1 protein-coding gene is annotated in these 26,123 nt (G+C 70.9%); it reads left to right on the top strand.

Going from position 1 to position 26,123, the window contains the following annotated elements; genetic code table 11:
- The first annotated feature begins 245 nt into the window (after window positions 1-245).
- On the top strand, window positions 246-26,096 hold the full coding sequence (locus tag AC1D29_RS00315) for an LEPR-XLL domain-containing protein (protein WP_477893606.1): 25,851 nt from the start codon (window positions 246-248) through the stop codon (window positions 26,094-26,096).
- Window positions 26,097-26,123 lie beyond the last annotated feature (27 nt).

The raw sequence follows: 26,123 nt of genomic DNA, 5'->3' as shown, positions 1-26,123 counted from the left end.
GGCGACTTCAAACGTGGGGGGTGCCTCGCGTTTGAGCCAGGGTTGCCCACCGAAGGCTCATTGCTACATTCGTTTACAGGACAGAATTCCTGCGTACAAAAGAGCTTTTCGATGTGGTCGACGCCGCATCGGAAGTCGTGCTCTTTGCAGTTCAAAGCGGCGAGCCACCGCCGGTCTACCTGATTACGACGGTGCGCAAACAGGAGGCTCAAGCCCCTGAATCAGGTGTCCTGAGGGAGACCGCCATGCAGTGGCTGCGCCAGCTGAAGTCCCGTATTGCCCAGTCCCGCCAGGCCCGTTCGGCCATGGCACAGAAGGCGATCAGGCCGCTGACCCGACGGCCGTCGCTGCGGCTGGAAGCGCTGGAACCCCGCATGTTGCTGTCCGCGTCGCTGGACGCCGCCGGGCTGGTCAGCGTCACCGGCACCGCGCTGGCCGACAACGTCGTGATCACCCAGACCGGCTTTGACGCCGGTGGCGCCGACATCACGGTCAACCTCAGCAACAGCCTGGGCAGCACCGTCTACACCTTCCAGGACGTGCACAGCATCGATGTGCAGACGCTGCTCGGCGCCGACGCCATCACCGTGGCCTCGCAGATCACGCTGGGCGAGGGCGGCGAGCTGCGCCTGTACGGCAACCAGTCGGGCGCGCCCGGCCTGGTCGATGACCTGGGGCATGACAGCGTGCTGTTCGCAGCCGGCGTGACGACCGACGGCGGCCTCATCGAAGCCTTTGCCGACAGCATCATCGTCGCGGCCGGCCAGGTGCTGGACAGCGGCGACAGCGACATCGTCTTCCGCGCCCGCAGCATCGACAGCACCGACCTGACCAACTTCCCGCCGCTGGGCGTGGCGCTGCGCGATGTCGAGATCGTCGTCGGCGCCGGTGCCGAGCTGCACGGCGGCGGCATCTACCTGATCGCCCAGGCCGAGGACCGGCCGCTGACTGCGCTGCTGGGCATCGACCGGCTGGACAACACCTTCATCGTCGAACCGCTGAAGGACCTGGTGTCGGACCTGACCGCGCTGCCGGTCAAGGTGCTGTTCAAGCAGAGCGAGGCCACGATCAGCATCGGCGAGGGTGCGCAGATCGTCGGCAGCGGCACGGTGGGCCTTTACGCCACCGCCGTGTCGGATGCCTCGGGCAAGGCCCAGAGTTCGTTGTTCAGCATCGGCTATGCGCAGGCCACGGCCACCGCCCGCGTCGATGTGGCCAGCGGCGTGCTGATCAGCGCCGGCGCGGCGGCCGTCATCACCAGCGACGCCAATGCCACGGCCAACATGGCCACCGAGACCAGCCAGGACCTCGGCGACAGCGGCCTGGCCGTGTCGCTGGCGATCGCCAATTCCACGATCGAATCCACCATCACCATCGCCCAGGGCGCGACGGTCGAGGCCGGCAAGGCCGCCAACGTGCGGTCGCGTGGCGAGATCAGCACGGAGACCGAGGCCGAATCGGGCACGTTCGCCGACGGCACCGCCGGACTGGCCTTCGGCATCTCGTTCTCCAAGTCGGACATCCACACGCAAGTCGACGGCACGGTCATTGCGCACATGGACGGCCCGTCGCTGGCCGAATTCTTCATCGACCCGACCGTCACCGACCCCGACAAGGTCGGCTACATCGACTACGACCTGGACATGATCAATGTCGGCGGCACCTCGCTGGTGACCGAAGACACCATCGAGTACGACGCCCGCCGCGGCAGCCCCATCGGCGGGCTGGTCGACGACTGGTCCTATGTGGTCATTTCGATGGAGGACGACCCGGCCACGCCGGACCGTGACGAGTCGCAGTTCATCAAGCTGGCGGCCACCGAGCAGGACGCCATCGCCGGCAACGCCGTGGACCTGAAGGCCGTGACGGTGCCGGCGGTGTCCAACAACGCCAAGAACTTCAACGCCGAGTTGCTGCCCGACGGCTCGCCGCGCGTGAATGGCGACAAGGACACGATCACGCTGGACAACAAGGCCTGGTCGGCCAACAACGATGTCGACTTCTCGCTGCTGGGCCTGACCTTCGAGCTGGGCCAGGCGGTGGTCTACCACCAGGGCACGGCGCCCATCGCCGGCCTGACCGACGGCAAGACCTACTACGTCGTCGCCGGCATCGACGAGTTCGACCTGCAGGGCGACAACCGCTTCGTCGGCCGCCAGGTCATCCAGCTGGCCGAGACCGAGGGCGAGGCCCGTGCGGGCATCGCCATCGACATCGGCGACGCACCGCTCGGTGCCACCGGCTACCGGCTGGAGGCCAAGCACCTGTTCGACTCCGAGTTCGCCAACGGCGTGGGCGTGCAGGCGCTGCTGGCCGCCGAAGACAAGGCCAGTGCCGAGGCCGGCGTGGAAGACCCGGCCGACCCGTTGTTCGAGCTGGATGCCAACGTGCTGGACGGCACCATCTTCGACACCATCATCGGCACGCTGGCCACACCCGCTGGCCAGGCGATTGCCGCGGGCTTGCAGGTGGTGCCCGTGACCATCGCCGGTGCGCTCGCGTTTGCGTTCTCCGACCACAACGCCACGACCGACATCGGTTCCACCGCGGTGCTGAAGTCCAACCAGGACCTGCAGGTCAAGGCCACCATCGACCACGAAGTGCAGCTCAGCGCCGAGAGCAGCATCGAGCCGCCCGAGCCCGACCCGGCCAACCCCGACGCACCCGCGCCCGAGAACGCCGTCAGCGCCGCGGTCACGATCGGCGTGTTCGACAACGATGCGCTGGCCGAGGTGCACAGCGGCGCGCAGCTGGATGCGCTGCGCTCGCTGCGGGTGATCTCCATCATCGAGCACCCCTACATCACGTCGCCCGACGAGTTCTTCCCGTCGACGATGGCCGAATTCGTCGACACGGTGAAGACCGAGGGCTACGACGCGCTGAACAAGTACATGGACGGCACGCTGGGCCTGAAGTCCGGCCTGTTCAACAGCTGGGCGCGCAGCACCGCCGGCTCCGACAACGTGTCCGTGGCCGGCTCGGTGAACGTGCTCAGCTTCAGCAGCGACGCCGACTCCATCGTGCGTTCGGGCGCTCTGCTGAACCAGGACGTCGACTGGCGCGACAACGCCCTGAACCCGCACCCCAACCAGGACAACGGCCCCGGCAAGGACGCCGACGGTGCAGAGCATGAGCAGGTGGTCTCCATCGAGGCCTCCAACTACGCCGAGCTCATCAACATGAGCGGCATCTTCAGCCTGGACCTGCCGCTGTCCGGGTCCATCTCACCCACCAACCCGAGCTTCGACCCCAAGCTGGGCGTCAACCCGGTGGCGTCGGAAGGCGAAAAGGGCGGCGTGGGCGGCGCGCTGTTCGTCATGCTGGTCAACAACAAGACGCATGCCACGGTCGAAGACGACGTGCAGATCTTCAGCGGCGAGGACGGCGGCTTCAACATGAAGGCCGACGAGGCCATCTTCAACGTCGACCTGGGCCAGGCCGGCGCGGCCGCGGGCTCCGTGTCGGTGGGCGGCACCGTCATGTACAACGAGCAGCACAGCGACACCCGCGCGCTGCTGTCGTCCGAGGCCATCGTCACCGGCCGCAATGTCAGCCTGCTGGCGGCCAACCTGCAGACCAATGTGCTGTGGGCCGGTGGCATCAGCAAGGGCGAGGCCGTGGGCGCCGGCATCGCGGTGGCGGTGAACAACATCGACCGCCGCACCCGCGCGCTGATCGGCGACGAGGTCGACGCGACGCCGGATGCCGCAGCGGCGGACGACACCCGCATCGACGTCAGCGAAGGCGTCAACGTGCGCGCGCTGGTGGGCGGCCAGATCTGGAGCTTCTCGGTGGCCGGTGCCGTCGTCAGCCCCGACAACGAAGAGCCGGCCGCTGGTGGCGGCCCCGGTGGGCAGACCAGCGGCGCGGGCGCCGACCCACTGGCCGGCCTGCCGCTGCCCGGCGTGATGGACGACCCGTCCGGCACGCCCACCCAGCCCGACCAGGCGCAGCAGGACCAGAAGGCGCAGACCGGCATCGGCATCGCCGCCGCGGCGGGCGTCAACATCCTGCAGGAGCTGACGCAGGCCTCTGTCGTCGGCGCCGGCCATGTGCAGGCCGGCTCGCTGTCCATCACTGCCGAGAACCGCAGCGGCATCGTCTCCGCCAGCGGCGGCCTGGCGCTGACCAAGGTGTCCAGCGGCAGCACCGCGGCCTCGCTGGCCGGTGCCTTCAGCTACAACGGCATGACGGCCGACACGCTGGCCTTCTCCAACCGCACCGGCTATGCGCTGAGTGCCAACGAGGCCGACGACGAGACGTTGACCATCAGCGCGCTGACCAGCGGCAAGATCATCTCGGCGGCGGCCGGCGGCGCGGGCGCCATGGCCTCGGGCACCGACACGGGCGGTGGTGGCGGTGGTGGCGGTGGTGGCGGTGGTGGCGGCGGCGGTTCCACGGCCATCTCGGTGGCTGGGTCGGTGTCGGTCAACCGCATCGACAGCCTGACCGACGCCCACCTGCGCCGCGGCACGGCCAGTCTGGCCTCGGGCAACGCGCTGCTGTCGGCCTCCGACAGCGCCGACATCTTCGCCATCGCCGGCGGCCTGTCGATCTCGCTGGCCAGCGGCGACCAGGGCAGCGCCACGGCGGTGTCGGCCGGCGTGGCCATCGCCGTCAACTTCGTGGCGGGCAGCGCCGATGCCAACATCGACGGTGCCAGCCTGAGCTGGGACGACGGCGCCGAGGGTGACCTGACCATCACCGCACTGTCCGAGGCCCGCATCGAGGCCTACACGGTGGCCGGCGCGGTCAGCGCCGCCAGCGGCACGCAGGGCAGCGGCGTCGCGGCCTCGGGCGCCGGTTCGGGCTCGGTCAACTTCATCGACCTGCAGACCCAGGCCGTCGTGCGCGACAGCAGCCTGCAGCTCGGCACGGGCGCGGTGTCGCTGAGCGCGAAGGATGCGTCGGTGATCCAGGCCGGCGCCGGCAGCCTCGCGGCCTCGCTGGGCCTCAGCACGTCCGGCGCGGCCGGCGGCCTGGCCTTTGGCGCGGCCTTCTCGGTCAACCAGATCGGCAGCAACGGCGGCAATGTCGTGCTGGCGCTGATCGACCACTCCGATGTCGAGGCCGGTGGCGCCGTGACCGTCGACGCGCTGGCCGATTCCAGCATCTATGCGCTGGCCATCGGCGCAGCCGGCAGCGTGGCCGCGTCCAGCAGCTCGGCCGCCATCGGCGGCAGCCTGGCCGGCAGCGTGGCGGTCAACAAGATCCGCGGCAGCACGCAAGCCGGCGTGCGCCGGGGCAGCACGGTCAGTGCCGGGGATGCGGTCAGCATCACCGCCGGCGACACCAACAGCATCACCGTCGATGCCGGCGGCTTTGCGCTGGCGATCGCCGCCAGCGGCGGCGGTGCCGGCGTGGGCCTGGCGGTGGGCGCCGGGTTGTCGTTCAACGACATCGGCAACACCGTGCGTGCCGACATCGACGCCAGCAGCCTCACGCAGGTCGGCGGCACAGGGCTGGACCTGGCGGCCACGTCCAGCGGCAGCATCGACGCGCTGAGCATCGTCGGCAGCGCCTCGCTGGGCGTCGGCACGGCCGGCATCGGCGTGGCCCTGGCCGGCGCGGTGTCCAAGAACGACATCGCCAGCACGGTGGAGGCGCGCATCAACGCGTCCGACGCCACGCTGCAGGCCGGCAAGGTCTCGCTGCTGGCCAGCGACAGCTCCAGCATCAACGCCGATTCCGGCGGCGCCGCGGTGGCGATCGGCGTGGGCAGCAGCTCCGCCGGCGTGGCTGTGGGCCTGGGCATCGGCCTGTCCATCAACACCATCACGGACAGCATCACGGCGGCGGTGGACGACTCGACGCTGACCTCCACCGGCGGCGTCCAGGTCGAGGCCCAGTCGGACGCCGACATCCGCGCCTTCTCGCTGGGGGTGGCCGGATCGCTGGCAGCCGGCACCGCTGCGGGCATCGCCGTGTCGGGCGCGGGCTCGGCGTCGGTGGCGACCATCACCAACACGACCGCGGCGCGCATCGCCGATTCGACGATCACCGCCGGCGGCGCGCTGACGGTGAAGGCCACCGACGACGCCCAGATCGACACCATCGCCGGCGCCGTGGCGCTGGCCGTGGGCGTGGGTGGCACGGTGGGCGTGTCGGTGGCAGTGGGCGTGTCGGTGTCGCTGAACGACATCCACAACAGCACCACGGCCAGCGTCGACGGCAGCACGCTGAGCGACGTCGGCGACGTGCAGATCGCCGCCGAATCGACCTCGGGCATCACCACCGTCGCCGTGGCCGGTGCGGCCAGCGCCGGCGTGGGCCTGAGCGCGGGCATCGCCGTGTCGGGCGCCGGCTCGGTGTCGCTGAACAACATCCACAACACCATTGAGGCGCGCGCGGCCGATTCGACCTTCGCGCTGCGCCAGGGTGCCGGCTTCGCCGTCACGGCGCTGGACGATGCCGCCATCAAGGCCGACGCCGCCGCGATCTCGCTTGCGATTGCCGCGGGCATCAACGCCGCCGTCGGCGCCGCCATCGGCGCGTCGGTGGCCATCAACGAGGTGGGCAACACGACGCGCGCGCTGGTCGACGGCGCGACCGTGGACGCACCGACGGGCGGCAGCCTGGGTGTCGTGCAGGTCACGGCCGACTCGGACGCCAAGATCGATGCGCTGGCCGTCAGCGCGGCGGGCGCCGCCTCGGTGGCGCTGTATGCCGCCGTCGCTGTGTCGGGCGCCGGCGCCGTGACGCAGAACGCGATCAGCAACACCACCGAGGCGCGCGTGCGCGGCGGCAGCCAGATCGCCCGCGGCGGCAGCGTGCTGGTGCGCGCCACCAATGACGCCGAGATCATGTCGAACTCGGTCGGCGCCGCCGTGTCCATCGCGGTTGCGCTCGGTTCGGCGTCCATCAGCTTTGGCCTCTCGCTGTCGGACAACCACATTGACAACCTGACGCTCGCCGAAGTCGACGACGCCAGCCTCGCCAGCAGCGGCAACATCACCGTGCGGGCCGACTCCACCGGGCGCGTGGACGCCTTGTCGGTGGGCGCGTCACTGTCGATCTCGGGCGGCGCCGGGGCCATCTCCATCGCCGGCGCGGCCAGCGTCACCAACAATTCCATCAGCAACGACACGCAGGCGCGGGTCACCAGCGGCTCTGACCTGCAGGGCGCGGGCGACATCCTCGTCAACGCCGGCGACGTCACCGCCATCAAGGCCGAGAACGTCGCGGCAGCGCTGGCGATCTCGGTCGCCATCGGCGGCGGCTCCATCGCCATCGCCGCGTCACCGGCCACCAACCACATCGACAACCGCGTGCGCGCCAACGTGGACGCTTCGCATGTGGCCTCGACCGGCGGGCGCGTGGACCTCACGGCCAGTTCGGACAACGACATCGAGGCCTTGTCGGTGGCCGCGGCGCTGGCCATCTCGGCTGGGGCCTACACCGGTGCTGCGGCAGGCGCAGGCGCCAGCGCCGAGAACTTCATCGGCGGCGGCGACCAGGCCGTCACACCGCAGTTGACCGAGGCGTCCATCAGCGGCGGATCGACCGTTTCTGCGGGCGCCGCGCTGGCAGTCGGCGCCAGCGACGACTCCGAGATCACGGCCATCGTCGTCGGCGTGGCCATCGCTGGTGGCGCGGGTGGCGTGGGTGTGGGCGTCTCGCTGACCGACAACCAGATCGGCGGGCTGGTGACGGCCTTCGTCGCCGACTCCTCGGCCAGCGCTGCAGCCGGCGATGTCGAGATCGCGGCCGATGCCACGCAGACGGTCGATGTGCAGTCGGTGGCCGTCGCCGCCGCCACCAGCGCCGCTGGCGCCGGTGCGCAGGCCAGCGCCACCATCAACAACACGGTATCGGCCTATGCGCGGTCCGCCAGCTTGTCGGCGAGCGGCGAGGTCAAGGTCGCTGCGAGTTCCAACCATACGGCCAGCGCCGAGACCGATGGCGCGGGCGCCGGCGGCATTGCGTTGTCCGTGGCGCTGCCCACGGTCGACATCGGCGGCAGCACGCTGGCCTCGGTGTCCGGCAGCAGCCACGTCACTGCCGGCGACGGGCTCTCGGTCACTGCGGATTCGCAGGCCGATGCCCACGCCACGGCCTTGACGGTCGTGGTGGGTGCCATCGGCGGCGCCGGCGCCGGCGCGGTCACGCATGTGCATCGCACCACCGACGCCCACCTGGGTGCGGCCTTCGACGACGCTGCGCCTGCCGGCAGCAGCATCACCGCGGGCGACGTGGTCGTGAGCGCCACCTCCGTGTCCACAGCCACCACCGATGCCTACGGCGGCGCCGGCGGCATCGGCGTCGTGGCGGTCTACGCGCCGTCGGCCACCATCGATGGCAGCACCCGCGCCTATGTGGGCCAGGGCACGACGCTGCAGGCCAACTCGCTCGACATCGACGCCAACGCGACGGAAGACGCCGTCGGCGACGCCGTCATCGTCGGCGTGGGCGGTTTCGCGCTCAACGTCGCCAAGTCCGAGGTGCTGGTCAACAGCGTGACCGAGGCCTTCGTCGGCGCGGCCCGCAACGGTCCGGTGGCCGGCGGCGCGGCCACGCTGGTGCTGGACCATGGGCTCAGCATCGACGCGTTCAACGACTCCAGCGCCAAGGCCACCGTGCGCGGTGGCGGCGGCGGCCTGATCGTGGCCAATGCCTACCAGGCCAATGCGACGGACAGCGCCAAGGTGCGCGCCTCGGTCGGTCGCAATGCCGATGTGACCGCGGGCACGCTGTCGGTCGGCAGCACCGGCAAGTTCGACACCGATGCCACCGCCTTCGTGGTGGGCGTCGGCGCGATCGGCGGCAGCGGGGCGGGCACCGACTCGCGCATCAACGCGGTGGTGGAAGCCTGGATCGGCGCGCCGGCCGGGCAGTCGCTGGCTGCCGTGGGCACGGTGGTCGATGTGGCCGGCGCCGTGGTCGTGCATGCCGACTCGGATGCCGCCGCGGTGACCGATGCGTCGGGCGGCACGGGTGACGTGGTCGGCGTGCAGGCCCTGCTGCCCAAGGCCACCGCGGCCACGCAGACGGCCGCCTGGGTGGGGTCCGGCGTGCAACTGGACGCCGCGTCGCTGGACGTCAAGGCCACCGTCGACAGCCGCAAGGCCACGGCCAGCACCGACCTGATCGCCGTCAGCCTGCTGGCCGGTGGTGCGGGTACCTCGGCCACAGCCACGGTCTCCGGCGCCGTGCAGGCCTTCGTCGGCGGCACGGCGACGACGCTGGCCGTGTCGGGCGCGCTCGACGTCGCCGCCGAGACCGCCGTGGGCAATGCCACGGCCCGCACCAAGCTCGGCGGCGGCGGCGCCGTCAGCGTGCAGGTCGCGCTGGCCAGCGCGTCCAACACCGCAGCCACGCAGGCCTGGGTGGCCGACGGCACGCAGATCACCGACGCCGGCAGCGTGTCGGTGAAGGCCGATTCCAAGGACACCGGCTACGCCACGTCCAATGTCGCCAGCGGCGGTGCCATCAGCGGGCGTGGCACGCGGGCGGACACGACGGTCACACCCAGCACCCAGGCCTGGATTGGCCGTGACGTGCGCGTCGGCACGCGCGGCGCGCTCAAGCTGGACGCGATCGCCCAGACGGCCGAGGGTGATGCCAGTGCCACCGCGGTGGGTGGCGGGCTGATCTCGGTCGGCGCGGCGGTGTCGCACATCGACATCAAGCCCACGGTGCAGGCCTGGATCGGCGGCGGCAGCACGCGCGTGGATGCCGGCGGCGATGTCTCGGTGAATGCCGAACTGCGCCAGCAGCAGAGCGGCGTGCAGCTCAACGACAACCTGGCGCACAACAGCGTCAACACCGGCACCGACAGCTTCGTCTTCAACAGCCACGGCCTCGCCACCGGCGACGTCGTGACCTACAGCCCCAACGGCGGCGCCGCCATCGGCACCGCCACCTCCGTCAGCCCGGCCGCCGGCACGCTGGTGGCCGACCGCGATTACGGCGTCATCGCCCTCGACGCCAACACGCTGGCCCTGGGCGCCGCCACCAACGGCACGGCGCTGAACGCCAGCAGCCCCTTCCCGCTGGGCGCGGGCGTCTCGGGTGTCGACACCGACCGCGACCTCATCGTCTTCGGCGGCCCGCACAACTTCAACACGGGCGACCGCATCGTCTACAGCGGTGGCGGTGCGGCTGGCAACATCGTCGCGCCGGGCTCCTACTACGTGCGCGTCATCGACGACCGCAGCATCAAGCTCGCGAGTACGCTGACCGCGCCCGTCACGTTCAACGCCACGCAGGGCGGCCTGGTCAGCAGCGGCAACCGCCTGAACCTGGCCGGCTTCGCCGACGGCGACCTGGTCACCTACCGCGCGCCAAGCAGCGCCGGCTTCAGCAGCGATGCGGTCGACAAGGCCGGCCCCAACGGCCAGGGCGAGTTCACGGCCAGCGACAACAACGAGATCTACATCAAGAACCGCATCGACACCAACGGTGACGGTGCGCCCGACACCGACGTGGGCCATGGCCTGGCGAACGGCCAGGTCGTCACCTACCGCACCAACGGCGCCAACATCGGCGGCCTGATCGACGGCGCGACCTACAAGGTGCAGGTCATCGACGCCTTCCGCGTCAAGCTCAGCGGTACCACGCAGGCCACCGTGGCCGGCCTGGTGTTCGACCGCGTCGCCAGCGCCGTCGACACCATCACCCGCAACGACGCGGGCGGCAGCTGGGTGGCCGACGGCTTCGTGGCCGGCCAGAAGATCAACATCTCAGGCACCGCCAACAACAACGGCGAGCGCACCATCGCCAGCGTCAGCGCCACCGTGCTGACCTTTGCTGGCGACGTGCTGACCGACGAGACCAGCGGCGCCACGCTGCGCAGCGCCGACATCCTGCTGGACCCCAGCACCTCGACCAGCGGCGTGCGCCACCTGCTGGTGCCGGTCACGCTGGGCGGGCTGCAAAGCGGCCTGAACTACACGGTGGTCAACAGCTCTGGCGGCAGCTTCCAGCTGCGCGGGCCGGACGGCGTCATCGTGCCCAGCATCAGCGTGGGCAATGCGCAGGGCCTGCATCAGCTCGGCAAGGAAGGCGTGGCCCTGGCCGCCAGCGGCGGCACCCAGGCCAACCACCAGTTGCGGCTGGACCTGACCAGCACCACGCCCGGTGCCGTCAACCTGCTGCTGGGCCCGGGCGGCGTGTCGCTGCGCCAGGTCAGCCCGCCCATCGGCGACGGCCAGTCGTCGGCCTCCGCGCGCGGCTCGGGCGGCGCCTTTGCCGACGTGCAGGTGCCCGAGGCCACGGCCGACTTCTTCGCCGACGTGCAGGCCTCCATCGACGCCGACCGCGTGCGCAGCGGCGGCGACGTCAGCATCACGACGCTGTCGGCCGGCTCGGTCTCGGCCTTCGGCAACAGCCGCTCCGGCGGCTTCGTGCAGGTGGGCGTGACCAACGCCAACGTCGACTACGACAGCCGCAGCAATGCCTTCGTGGGCCATGCGGCCCCGGGCGTCGTGCGCGGCCTCAGCGACGAGGGTGCCTCGCCGCAGATCAACGCCAGCGGTGTGACCATCGAGGCGGCGGGCGACTTCAAGCTCAGCGCCATCACCGACATCGCCAGCAGCGCCACCGCTTCGGGCAAGGGCGGCGGCTTCATCTCCGTGTCCGAGGCCACGGCCACCAACGACGTCATCGCACGCACCAACGCCGTGTTCGGCAGCGGCGCCACGGTGGACGCGCGCACGGTGGATGCCAGCGCGCTGGCCCGCAACATCCTGCCCATCGCCCGCTCCGAGGCCACGGCCGGCGGCTTTGCCGGCGGCGCCACGGCGCGGGCCGACAACGACGTGACCAGCAGCACGCTGGTGCTGCTGGAAGGCACGGCCGCCGGCCTGACGGCCATCACCGGCCGGCAGGGCATGGACATGGAGGCCCGCCACGTCAACGTCAACGCGGTGCGCGACCCCGATGGCCGCTGGTACGGCCTGTTCGGCGGCTCGTCCGAGCCGGGCGACAACTCCGGCAGCGTGCGCAACCTCATCGACGGTGATGCCGGCGTGGTCGTCACCGTGGCCCCGCGCCCCGGCAGCGCCACCAGCAGCGCCGTGCCCGCCGGCCCGCTCAACAACGTGGCCGGCTTCAACAGCTTGGCCCTGCTGGGCCAGGCGAACAACGGCTTCGTCAGCGACGGCATTGACCAGGAACGCCGCGCCATCGCCTGGGATTCCGACGTCGTCGTCGGTGCCGGTCCCGCGCCCGAGCTGTACGTGCGTGCCGACGGCACCATCGACCGCGCCATCAACGTCACCGTCAACGGCCAGGCCCACCCGGCGCCCGGCACGCCGGTGGGCGCGCAGATCGAGGTCGGCGACATCGCCAACAACCAGCTCGGCGAAATCGTCTTCCAGGCGCTCAGCGAGATCTCCGGCGGCCAGCAGATTGGCGGCCACTACTGGGGCACCTTCACGTTTGCCGACGGCTTCGACACGGTGCGCATCACCAACGCGTCCGACAAGCCGCTGCTGATCAACGGCATCGACCTGATCGATCCGGACGGCCAGCCGCGCGTGCACCTGGACCGTGGCGGCGAGGCGGTGACGCTGAACTTCCGCCTCAACGAGACCTACGAGCCGGCGCTGATCGACATCCGCAACCTGGGCGCGGCCGACATCACGCTGCGCTATGGCAAGAAGATCAACAACCCCATCGGCGAGACCCGCATCCTCAACACCGGCGGCAACATCCTGGCCGAGGCCGGCGCCGACCCGGCAGGCACCTACCTGATCACGACGGCCAAGCTGGGTGACGAGCACAGCGCCACCGTGCCGGCCGACTTCGAAGGCGAGACCGAGCGGCGCTATGAAGGCGTCATCGCCTTCGCCACCAACGGCGCGGCACCCGACAGCCTGACGCGCAACGATGGCGGCAGCTGGCTGGCCGAAGGCTTCGTCGTCGGCGACCTGGTCAAGATCGAGGTGGCCGGCCAGACGCCTTATGTCGTGCAGATCGCCGCCTTCACAGGCGGCAACCAGCAGACCGCCGTGCTGAACACGTTGGAGGCGGTGGTTCCCGGCACGGCCGAGGCGCTGGTCAGCCGCTTCCACGGCATCGAGGCCCAGGGCTCGGTGGGCTCGGCGGCATCGCCGGTGCGGGTCGAGCTGATCAATGCGCCGACGCAGGTGTCGCAGACCTGGGGCGAGGCCGGTGGCAACCTGTATCTGGACCTGTCGGCCCGCTTCCGCGACGTGTTCGCCGAACCGGCGGGCGGCGTGACGCCGCACCTCGACACGCTGACCGCCGGCGGCGACACCGTCGTGCGCCTGGGCCAGAGCGTCATCGAAGGCGGCCGTGCGGCGGCCAACGGCGTGCTGGTCACGGTGCAGAACCGCCCCAGCTACCCGGAGAGCGGCACCTACTACAGCTTCTACCGCCCCGAGCCGCTGGTGGGCGGGCAGCCGGTGCGTGCGCTGTACCCGGCAGCGGCGGTGGCCACCGGCACCGCGACCGCGGTGGACGCGACCTGGACCTTCGCGCTGGCCGAGGCCGGAGAGCATGTGCGCATCCGCGCCGTCGATGCCGGCGACCCGGATGCCGACACCCGCGTCGTCAACATCCTGGGCGTCAGCAACATCGAGGCGGGCGGCGAGTTCGTCGACATCCTCACCAACGGGTTCATCGGCAGCGCGGCCGACCCCTGGCGCGAGATCGTCGCGGTGGACGCCGCCGACGGCGACGACTTGCGCGTGGGCAGCATCCGCTCCACCACCGACAGCGTGTTCCTGCTGTCGCCGCGCGGCATCGTCGACGCCGACGCGGCCGACATCGACACGACGTCGCTGGCCGACATCGGTGGCATCCACATCACGCTGACGGCGCTGACCGGTGGCGTGGGCAGCACGGCCAACTTCATCGAGACCGACCTGGTCGACAGCGTGGCCAGCGGCCTGCGCGTCGGCGACAAGAGCGGCGCGCTGACGGTGACGGCCGAGCGCTCGGTCTACATCGAGGAGATCGCCGGCAACCTGCGCGTGCACACGGTGCTGGCCAACCGCGGCGACGTGTCGCTGGCGGCCCGCGCCGGTGACATCCGCGACCAGCGCGCCGATGTCGCCGCCGACGGCGAGGACCTGCCCAACATCACCGCCCGCCGCGTCGACCTGGCGGCCCATGCCGGCAGCGTCGGCCAGTTCGGCAATGACCTCGATGTCAACAGCGGCGTGGTCGCGGGCGCCTATGTACGCGACGGCCGCGTCTACGTGCAGGGCGACGCTGGCGTCTACCTGAGCGAGACCGACCGTGAGCTGAACCTGCTGGCGGCCCGCTCGCTGGCCGGCGACATCCGCCTGACCGTGCCCGACACCGCGCTGACGCCGGTGTTCCTGAACGGCGACCCGTCCCAGGTCGTCACCACCGCCGAAGACCTCTACCTGCTGGCCAGCGATGGCGGCGAGGGCGCGCAGATCGCCCAGGGCGATGCGCTGGTCGTCAGCACCGGCGAGGCCGTGGCCGCGCTGAGCGTCGTGCTGTGGGTGGGCGACAACGTGGTGACCCAGTCGGTCAACCGCGTGCTGGCCGGCACCGGCATCCAGATCCGCGGTGACGAGCGCCGCAAGGCCGACGGCACTCTCGATCCGACCGACCCCGACGTGGGCTTCGGCAGCACCATGCTGCTGCGCGGCACCATCGGCAAGTCGGGTGCCCCGGCCGACCTGGCCCAGGCCAATGCCAACGCCAAGACCTTCACGCAGATCTTCGGCAACGACGACAGCGACAGCTTCCTGTTCTACGAGACCGACCTCGACGCCAACACCAGCGCCTACGGCAGCGCCACGGTCACCGCCGGCGCCAGCCTGCCCACGGCCAACAGCGACGGCGAGGACCGCTTCACCGTCACGCGCCTGGGCTCCATGCACGTGGACCGCTTTGGCCTCGGCGACACGCTGACGCTGGACGGCCAGGCCGACACCGACACCGTGGTGGTCTACACGACCGGCAGCCAGGGCGCCGAGCGCAACCACGTCATCAACGTGCTGGACACCGGCGCGCCGGACGACGGCGTGGACGAGCTGTCCATCTACGGCATTGACGGCAGCGCCGCCGCCGGCGCCACCGACGACATCTTCCTGCTGCGCCGTAGCACCAGCATTCCGTCCGAGCTGGCCACGGCGCCGGCCTTCGTCGCGCTGCTGCACGGCACGCTGGACCAGGCCCGCACGGCCAGCGCCGATGGCAGCGTGCGCTCGCAGGCGGTGCAGCGCATCAACTACGACGCCAGCCTCAACGGCCGCCTGCAAGTCTTAGCCCTGGGCGGCAACGACTTCTTCGCCGTCGACGACAACAGCGCCATCACCAGCCTGGACGGCGGCAGCGGCGACGACGCCTTCCAGATCGGCCAGCTCTACGGCAGCCAGCGCCAGCCGGCCAACCTGCCGGCCAGCGATGCCTTCGAGACCATCGCCACCACGCGCGGCTATGTCAGCCGCGGCGCATCGGCGCCGCTGGTGGCCCAGGGCGGCAGCGGCAACGACAGCTTCAACGTCTACGCCAACAAGGCCGAGCTGCGCCTGGAAGGCGATGCCGGCGACGACGTCTTCATCGTCCGCGCCCTCGCGCTGGCGCAGACGGACGCCAGCGGCAACATCAAGCTGGGCGCCGACGGCGTGGCCCTGCCGCTGCTGACCAGCGATGTGTCCACTGCGGCGCAGATGAATGTGCGCCCCGGCGACGGCAACGACACGGTGCAATACAACATCAACGCGCCGGTGTCGGTGGATGGTGGCAGCGGCTTCGACAAGGTCGTCGTGCTGGGCACCGAGTTCGCCGACAACTTCGTCATCACCGAGAACGGGGTGTTCGGCGCCGGCGTCAACGTGCGCTTCCAGAACATCGAGGTGCTGGAGGTCGACGGCCTGGAGTCCGACGACGACTTCTACGTGCTCGGCACGCCGGTGGGCGTCATCACCCGCGTCATCGGCGGCCTGGGCAGCGACAGCGTCAACGTGGGCGGCGACGTGGCCGAACCCATCGTCATGCAGCAGCTGGAGGGCAGCTCCAGCAGCATCGGCCACAGCGTCTCGGCGCCCGGCTCGCTGTACGACGGCATCGCGGTCGACGGCATCGACCCGACCGTGGCCCAGGCCAGCACCGGCGCCGTCGTCATCCGCGAGAGCGGCGGCAGCACCGAGGTGCGCGAAGGCCTGACCGGCAATGCCGCCAGCGTGGACAGCTACCAGGTGCGCCTGGCCTCCCGGCCGGCGGAGGGCGTGGCGGTGTACGTCACCGTCTCCGCGGCCCGTTCCAACCGCGAGGAGCTGTTGGCCGGCGGCGACGGCCTGTGGCTGGCGCGCACGCTGCCCTCGGGCTTCACGCGTGACGTGGCCATCGACGGCCATACCGTGGTCACGCCCGACCGCGCGCTGGTGCTGAAGTTCACGTCCGCCAACTGGCACCAGGAACAGGCGGTGCAGGTCTACGGCGTCGGCGACGCGCTGGCCGAAGGCGAGCGCACCGTCACCGTCAACCACTGCGTGCGGGCGATTGCCGAAGACCCGTCGCTGAACAGCGCCGCCAACGACCAGGCAGCGTCCATCGCCACCTTCGACTTCGCCAAGGTGCGCAATGTCGAGGTGAAGATCGTCGACGACGACGCGCCCGAGCTGATCTTCACGCAGAGCGACGGTGGCACGCTGGTGCTGGAAGGCAGCCTCGTGCCCGACGCCGGCGGCTTCACGCCCGGCATCGCCGACAGCGTCAACCTGCGCCTGGGCCAGGCGCTGACCGGCAGCCAGACCGTCACCGTCACGCTGACGTACGACGCGCAGCAGGTCACGCTGGGCGGCGCCGGTGTCACGCTGCTGGGCGGCGGGCAGGCGCGCGTTACTTTTGACTCAGGCAACGCTGCCAGCGGCATCAGCATCGCCGTCACGGCGGTGGACGACGCCACCCGCGAGGACTTCAAGCGCAGCTTCGTCAACGCCGCCGTCAGCGCCACCAATGGCGCGCCGGCCTATGCCGGCCAGCTCGCGCAACTGGCCATCAGCGTGCATGACGACGACGCCCCGGGCGTGCTGGTGCTGCAAAGCGGCGGCAGCACCCAGGTCGTCAAGGACGATGCCGCCACGCCGGGCGACCAATCGGTGGGCGACAGCTACACCGTGCGCCTGACCCAGGCGCCGGTGGGCGATGTCGTCGTGGCCATCAACACCGATGGCCAGGTGCTGACGGCGCCTGCGTCGCTGACCTTCAACGCCAGCAACTGGTACCTGCCGCAGACCGTCAACGTGACGGCCAATGCCGCCTTCGACCCGGCCAGCCTGCCCATCGACCCGACCACGCAGAAGGTCTGGGCGCCGCAGCAGCATCTGCTGACCAAGCTGGGCGGCCCGCTGTCCGTCGTGGGCGGCACGCTGGGCGAGCGGGCGCTGATGCCCGCTGTGCTGCTGCCGGCCGAGCTGAACGCGCCGCTGCTGCAGATCGGCACGCAGCCCGACGAGCGCGACCAGATCGACACGCTGAACATCTTTGACGACGCCAGCCGCGAGGACAAGGTGGGCGTGCTCAGCGCCACCGGCCTGACGGGCTTCGGCCTGGCGCCAGACCTGGTGGTGGGCGCCAACAGCTTCGGCGAACCCGGTGTCTTCCCCGGCGGCATCACCTGGGGCGACGCCGCCACCGGCAAGTCCGGCATCGAGGTGCTGAACCTGCTGATGGGCGAGGGCAACGACCGCCTCACCATCACCGGCACGCTGGTGCCGGCCGACGAGGGCCGCGACGCCAACCGCGGCCCGGCCCGCCACGGCACGCTGACCACCGTGCATGGCGGCGGTAACCTGGCCCTGACGCCGGGCGGCAGCGCCATCAGCGGCGACACCATCACCGTCACCGGTGGTGCCGGCGCCAGCTCACCGCTGGTGGTCTACGGCGACACGTCGCAGGACGGCACCTGGTACAGCGGCATCGCCAGCCAGACCAGCCGCGGCGACAACCTCGTGCTGGGCCCCAAGCTGTTCGACCAGGTCGGCACGGCGGACGACCTGTTCCGCTTCCCTCGCGCCAACCCCTTCCACCAGGCCGGCAATGACGTCATCGACGCCAGCGCGCTGTTCACCGGTGCCGATGCCAACAGCACCACGCTGGGCATCGTCGTCTACGGTGGCGCCGGCAACGACACCATTCTCGGCACGGGCGCGGGCGACCACCTGGCCGGCGGCTCGGGCAACGACCGCATCCTCGCCAACGGCGGCCAGGACATCGTCTACGGCGACTCCGGCTTCAACGTCGACCCCATCACCCGCACGCTGGTGGTGGTGACGGCCGATGCCGGCGTCGGCACGCTGCCCTTCGGCCCGGTGCGCGATGGCCTGGTGGCCGGCGCGGACAGCATCGAAGGCGGCACCGGCGACGACATCCTCTTTGGCGACCACGGCGTGGCGCAGCAGGACGTGCCGCGCGGCCGGGTCTACGCCGACTGGGCCGCGGCCAGCGGCCGGGCGGCGGTGTTCGGCTATGCCACCGGCAATGCCAGCATCAGCCAGTTCAGCCTGGCGGCCAGCGACAAGCTGCTGACCACCGGCTTCATCCAGGATCTGCGCACCGCGCAGCCTGGCAACGGCGCGGCTGACGACATCCTGGGCGGCGCCGGTCGCGACCGCATCTTCGGCGGCAACGGCGGCGACGTCATCGACGGCGGCGCCGAGTCCGACGTCATCTTCGGCGACCAGGGCCACCTCAGCTACCTGGGTGCCGACTACTTCGGCAACGTCGAGACCGGCTTGGCCGGTCTGGGCACGCTGGACCTGCTGGAAAGCGTGGACACCGCGGCCGCCTTCGGCGCGGCCGACACCATCACCGACGACGCCGGCAACGACATCATCGTCGGCGGCCAGGGCGGCGACAGCATCGATGCCGGCGCCGGCCAGAACATCGTCTTCGGCGACCACGGCCGCATCCTGGGCGTGGACAGCGGCGCCAACCGCCCGGTGGGCACGCCCGCCGGCACGGACGACGACTACCAGGTGCAGGTGCTGGGCCTGGTCACGTCCATCGACTGGGGCGCCGTCAACGGCGCGGCCAACGAGTTCGGCAACGGCAATGACAGCATCCGCAGCGGCGTCGGCCGCGACATCCTCATCGGCGGCGGCGGCGACGACCTCATCGAGGCCTCCGCCAGCCAGGGCGGCACGGCCGCGCTGGACGGCAGCAACATCGTCTTCGGCGACCACGGCCTGGTGGACTACCTGGCCTCCGAGATCCTGCAGGGCAGCGCGCTGAACCCGCAGCGCACCGACGACATCGACCGTGTCTGGTCCATTGCCGCGGCCAGCCGCATCGGCGGCGCCGACCGCATCACGACCGGCAACCGCCACGATCTCGTCATCGGCGGCACCGGCGCCGACGTGGTCCAGGCCGGCGACGGCCACAACATCGTCTTCGGCGACAACGGCCAGATCAGCACCGGCACCGTGGACGACGCAGCCACGCCGTTCTCGGTGCACCTGTTCACGGTGCAGACCATCGCGTCCATCGCCTTCGTGGACGCCGACAACGGTGCCGACACCCTCACGGCCGGCAGCGGCAACGACGTGCTGCTGGGCGGCGGCGCGGGCGACGAGATCCGTGCTGGCGCGGGCGCCGATCTGGTCTTCGGCGACCAGGGCTTGGCCGAAGGTGTGGCCGGGGCCTACCTGCCCGAGCAGAGTCTGCCGGCGCTGGCGCCGGAACTGCTGCTGGCCGGCCAGCGCACGCTGGCCTTCACGGCCATCAATACGACCACCAACATCGGCAGCGGCGACGACCTGGTTTACGGCGAGGATGGCAGCGACATCATCCTGGGCCAACAAGGGCAGGACGTCGTGTTCGCCGGCAACGGCGACGACATCGTCATCGGCGGCAGCAACGTGGTGGGCGCGCTGGACGGCGACGATCGCCTGGACGGCGGCGCCGGCCACGATGTGATCGCCGGCGACAACGCCGACATCTACTTCCGCCCCGACAACCTGGACGTGCGCTTCGCCACGCTGACCGGCGCCACGCTGTACAGCGAGGTGGCCGGCGCCAGCGAAGGCCGCTCGCAGACGGTCTCGGTCGACGCGCTTGGCCGGCCGCTGAATGCCGACCCGGACGGCGTGCTGCCCGCAGCCGCCACGGCGCAGCGGCCCACGCACCGCGAATACCGCATCCGCCTGCTGGACCACAGCGCCGCGCTGGAGCAGCAGGCCGACAACCCGGCCATCCGCGTCTGGGGTGACGACCGCATCGCCGGCGGCGCGCAGGACGACGAGATCTTCGGCCAGCTGGGCGACGACGTCATCGAGGGCGACGCCTCCATCCTCGGCGCGCCGGTCGGCGCGAGCATCACGGCCGGCGGCGCGCTGATCGTGCAGGCGTCGGTCGAGAACCTGACCAGCGACGGCGACGACTACATCGAAGGCGGCGGCGGCAACGACGTGGTCTTCGGCAACCTGGGCCAGGATGACATCATCGGCGGCAGCTCCAGCCTGTTCGGCCTGGCCACGCCGACGCTGCGCCCCGACGGCGCCGACATCCTGTTCGGCGGCGCCGGCCGGCGCCTCGACCGCAACACGCTGGGCACCGGCGGCGAGTCGCGCACCAGCCTGATCGCCGAGCACGCCTTCGACGCCGACGTCATCACCGGCGACAACGCGGTCATCCTGCGCGTGCTGGGCGCCAACGGCCAGCCACTGCAATTCGCCTACGACGCCACGGTGGACATCGGCTCCAACCCGGCCAACCCGCAGGCCACCGAGCAGCGCGGCAGCGAACGCATCGTCGTGCGCACCTTCGACCTGCTGGATTACACGCCGGGCAACGACGCGGCGGCCATCGGCGGCAACGACCTCGTCAAGGCCGAGGACGGCGACGACATCGTGCACGGCGGGCGCGGCAACGACGTGCTCTACGGCGACGGCTGGGACGACGACCTCTACGGCGGCACCGGCAGCGACCGGCTGTTCGGCGGCAGCGGCGAGGACGGCCTGGTCGGCGACGACGGCCGCATCTCCACCAGCCGCAACGGCGTGGCCGAGCCGCTGTACGGCATTGCCGCCAGCACCGAGCGCATGATCGAGTTGCCCGGGCCGTTCACCGGCGCGGTGGTCGACCTCAGCGGCTACATCAAGAAGACCGTCAACCTGCTGGCCTGGGAAGGGCAGGGCGGTGACGACGTCGTCTACGGCGGCCTGGGCGACGACTTCATCCACGGCGGCGATGGCAACGACGCGCTGTCCGGCGCCGAGGCGCTGGCGCCGTTCTACGACGATGTGCGTGCGGCCACCGCGGCACCGTTGCAGTACGACACCGTCACGCGCAAGCTCGACTTCTACGACGCCGAACATCCGCTGCTGAAGGTGGACGGCTTCCTGCTGAACTTCGACGCCTTTGACCGCGGCGTGTTGATCGAGGACGGCAAGGACTGGATCTTCGGTGACGGCGGCCATGACGCGCTGTTCGGCGGCACCGGCCACGACCGGCTGTTCGGCGGCCTGGGCGACGACTACCACCAGCTCGACGACAACCTCGACACCAACGGCGGCGCGAACGACGAGACCGACGACGCCACCGACGTGCAGAACACCGGCGGCACCGGCGACTTCGCCTACGGCGGCGGCGGCCTGGACGTGTTGATCGCCAACACCGGCCACGACCGCATGTTCGACTGGACCGGCGAGTTCAACAGTTTCATCGTGCCCTTCGCCCGCTTCGGCGCGCCGACGGTCAACCGCCTGCTGGCGCCGCACGCGCAGGCGTTCATCACCGAGCTGGCCTATGCCGGCGGTGCTGACCGTTCGCTGGCCGAACCGCACGGCGAGATCGGCCTGGTGAACCAGGACGACCCCGAGTGGAATGAGCAGCACGGCGCCCCGCGCGACCCGCAGCCCGGCAACGGCCATGCGCGCTATGACGACTCCGGCGGCAAGGAAGACGACCGCACGCTGGCGCCGCTGCAGACGGCCCATGGCAGCACGCCCAGTGGTGGCGTGCCAGCAGCGCCGGACACGGCGGTCATCCAGGTCGAGAGCGCGATCAATGCCCTGGTGCGCCTTGCACCGACGGTGGCAGAGGACGCCGACGAGCCCACCGGTCCGTCGCTGGTCGCCGGCACATCGCTGGTGCTGACCTACCTGGTGCGCAACCTCAGCCCCGACGGCGCGCCCATCGGCGACGTCACGCTGCTCGACGATGCCGGCACGCCCGGCGTGTCGGGCGACGACATCGTGCCGCTGTACGTCAGCGGCGACGATGGCGACCGCCTGCTGGAGGTCGGCGAGACGTGGCTGTTTGCCGCCCCGGCGGGCAGCGTGGCCAAGGCCGGCCTGCAACGCCACGTGGCCACGGTGCTGGGCACGTCGGCCGCGGGCAATCCGCTGCAGGACAGCGACCTGGTGCACTACAACGTCAACGGCACGCCGCAGCCGGTCATCCGCATCGAGAAGGCGCTGAACGCCGTGGACCCGTCCAACCCCACGGCCGCCGAAGACGCCGACGCCGGCCCCGGCCCGACGTTGCTGATCGGCACGCCCATCACCTGGACCTACCTGGTGTTCAACGACGGCGCCGAGGCCTTGATGCTGACGTCCATCGTCGACGATGCCGGCACGCCGGCGCTGGCCGGCGACGACTTCACGCCCGCGGCGGTCACCGTCAATGTTGGCGGCGTGCTGTTCAACATTGGCGACGCCGACCACGACAACCGCATCGACAGCGGCGAGGTCTGGCGCTTCACGTCGGCCGGCACGCCGGCGGGCGGCTATCGCGCCGTGAGCGGCACCTACGTCAACCTGGCCACGGTGCGAGGCACGGGCGTCGTCAGCGGCACCGCCGTGCAGGACAACGACCCGGCGTATTACACCGGCGCGCTTGCCACCCCCGTGGTGGGCGTGCGGCTGGAGAAGTCGGTGAATGCGGTCGATCCGAACGCACCCACGACCTACGAGCAGGCCGATACCGCGACGGGCCCGATCCTGACCACGGGCAGCGCGGTGGTCTGGACCTACCAGCTGTTCAACACCGGCGAGCGCGCCGTCTCGGTGACATCGCTGCGCGACGACGCCGGCACGGCGGCCGCCACGGGCGACGACTTCACGCCCGCGGCCGTGCTGGCCACGGGCACCAGCTTCAACGTCGGCGACCTCGACCGCGACAACCTGCTGGACCTCAGCGAGGTCTGGCTGTACCGCGCCACCGGCATGGTGGGCAGCGGCCAGTACGCCAATACCGCGCTGGCCACGGTCAAGGACCCGACCAGCACCACCGTGGCCAGCAGCAGCGACATGGCCTACCACTACGGCAGTGCCGCAGGCATCGGCCTGGTCAAGTCGGTCAATGCGGCCAAGCCCTTCGGCCCCAGCCCCACCGAGGACGCCAACAACCCGGCCACGCCGGTCGTCGTGCAGGCGGGCTCCACGGTGGTCTTCAGCTACGTGGTGCGCAACACCGGCAGCGATCCGCTGCGTGACATCGTGCTGGTGGATGACGCCGGCACGGTCGGCGTGCCTGGCGACGACTTCATGCCCGCGCCGGTGACCTCGCTGTCCGGCGGCGTGGCCTACAACGTCGGCGACGCCAACCGCAACGGCCTGCTGGACCGCAGCGAAACCTGGCTGTACAGCGCCAGCCGCACGGCCGCGCCGGGGGCGTACACCAACTACGCCACGGTCACGGGCACCAACACCCGCACGCAGACGCTGGTGCGCGACGACGACCCGGCCAACCTGTTTGGCGCCGTCGCCACGCTGGACATCGAGAAGGCCATCAACGCGGCCAACCCGCTGTTGCCGACCGCAGCGGAGGACGCCGACGACGCGGCCAACCCGCTGCCGCTGAACCTCGGCACGCCCATCACCTTCACCTACCTGCTGCGCAACACCGGCAACGGGCCGCTGACGGTGACTTCGGTGCGCGACGATGCCGGCACGCCTGGCGTGACGACGGACGACTTCACGCCGGCCGCGCTGCTCAGCGGTGGCTTCAACATCGGCGACGCGGACCGCGACAACCTGCTGGATGTGGGCGAGACCTGGCGCTACACCTCGGCCGGCACCACCGCCGGCTACACGGTGGCGCAGAGCGGCCTGCACACCAACGTCGTCAAGGCCACGGGCACCGATGGCCGCACCGGCGCTACGGCGACCGACAGCGACAGCGCCAGCTACCTGGGCCAGGCCGGCGGCGTGCGCATCGTCAAGTCCGTCAACGCGCTGCACCCGACCGCGCCGACCCGCTACGAAGACGCCAACGGCGCCACCGGTCCCGTGCTGCAGGTGGGTACGCCGGTGGTCTGGACCTACCAGGTCTTCAACCAGTCGGGCGTGGTGCTGGACATCGTCGACCTGACCGACTCCGATGGCTTCACGCCGGTGCTGATCGGTGGCGACACCGACCCCGACGGCCGCCTGGGCATCGAGGAAGTGTGGCTGTTCAGCTCGGCCGGCGTCATCAACGCGCCGACGCTGGCCACGCTGGGCCAGCACGTCAACACCGCCACGGTGGTGGCCGCTCCGCTGGACGGCAGCGATGTGCGCTACACCGACACCGACCTGGCCTACTACCTCGGCACCGCGGTCAGCGGCCAGGCGGGCATCCGCGTCGTCAAGGCCATCAACGCCGTCGACCCGACGCGGCCCACCGCGCTGGAGGACGCCAACGACCCCGACCGCCCGGTGCTGCTGCAGGCCGGCGCGCTGCCGGTTTGGACCTTCCAGGTGCAGAACACCGGCACCCGCACGCTGTCGGGCATCACGCTGGTCGACGACGCCGCCACCGACAACCCCAGCGACGACTTCGCACCCGCGCAGGTGCTGCGCGGCCAGAAGAACGTCGGCGACACCGATGGCGACGGCCTGCTGGACCCGGGCGAGAGCTGGCTCTACACGTCCAAGGGCGTCAACAACCGCGCCATGGTGGAGGGCGCCTACGTCAACGTGGCCCAGGTCAGCGGCATCGACGCGGTCAGCGGTGCGGTGGTGCGCGACGACGACCCGGCCTACTACGCCGTCACCTCGGCGGTGCACAGCATGGGGCGCATGACCGGCGGCGGCAGCATCTACACCGCAGACGGCATGCGCGTCACGCATGGCTTCGAGCTGCATTGCGACATCGACACGGGGTCCAACAATCTGGAGGTCAATTTCGAGGGCAACCGCTTCCACCTGGAGCAGCTCACCAGCGTGCGCTGCTACGACGACCCACTGCTCGATCCGCTGCCGCGTCCGGCGCCCTTCGACACGCTGGTGGGCTCGGGCACCGGGCGCTTCAACGGCGTGGCGGGCTACAAGATCTGGTTCACGCTGACCGACAACGGCGAGCCCGGCCGCACCGATTTCGCCAGCCTGGAGATCCGCGACCCGCAAGGCCGGCTGGTGCTGTTCGTGGCCGGCAACCTGCACAACGGCAACCAGCAGGCGCACCCTGACAACGGCCCGGCGCTGCTGCTGGCCGATGCGGCGCCGGTGGCTGCCGCGGCGGCCTCCGCCCGCACGCTGGGCGAACCGCAACTGGCCAACCTGGTGGCTCAGGCCAAGCAGGCCTGGGTGGACGCCGGCATCACGGCCGCGCAGCGGGCCCAGCTGGACGCGGTGCAGGTGAAGGTGGCCGACTTGCCGGGGCTGACCCTGGGCCAGGCCGACGCGGGCCGCATCAGCATCGACAGCGACGCTGCCGGCTGGGGCTGGTTCGTCGACGCCACGCCGCAGGACAGCCGTGAGTTCCAGCAGACCGCCACGGGACTGGCGGCCGTGTCCGGGCCTGCAGCCGGCCGCATGGACCTGCTCAGCGTGCTGACCCACGAGATGGGCCATGTGCTGGGCCAGGCCCATGCGGAAGACGGCGTCATGCACGACCACCTGGGCGCGGGCGAGCGCGCCGCGGCAGCGGGCACCGCGACGCCGGCTGCTGCGGGCCTGCCGGCCATCGATGGGCAGGCTGCTGCCACGTCGGCCGGCCCGGCCTCGGCCTTCAGCATCGACTGGACCGCGTCACCCGTGCGCGAGCCGGTGCTGGCTGCCGTGGCCGCGCGCGGCAAGCCGCTGAGCTGGCAGGACCGCTTCGTCAGCCACCTGGGCGCGACATCGCAGCGGCTGGACCCGAACGCCGCGCTGCGCCTGCACCTGGACGTGGCGCCCTCGGTGACCCACAAGCTGCGCGTGCTGGAGGAAACCGCCACGTGACCACTCCGCCCGCCACCCATCCCTCCT

This window comes from Roseateles sp. P1_C6, assembly GCF_056406315.1.
Note: the sequence above shows the minus strand (reverse complement) of the source record. Positions and strands in the feature narration are given on the sequence as shown.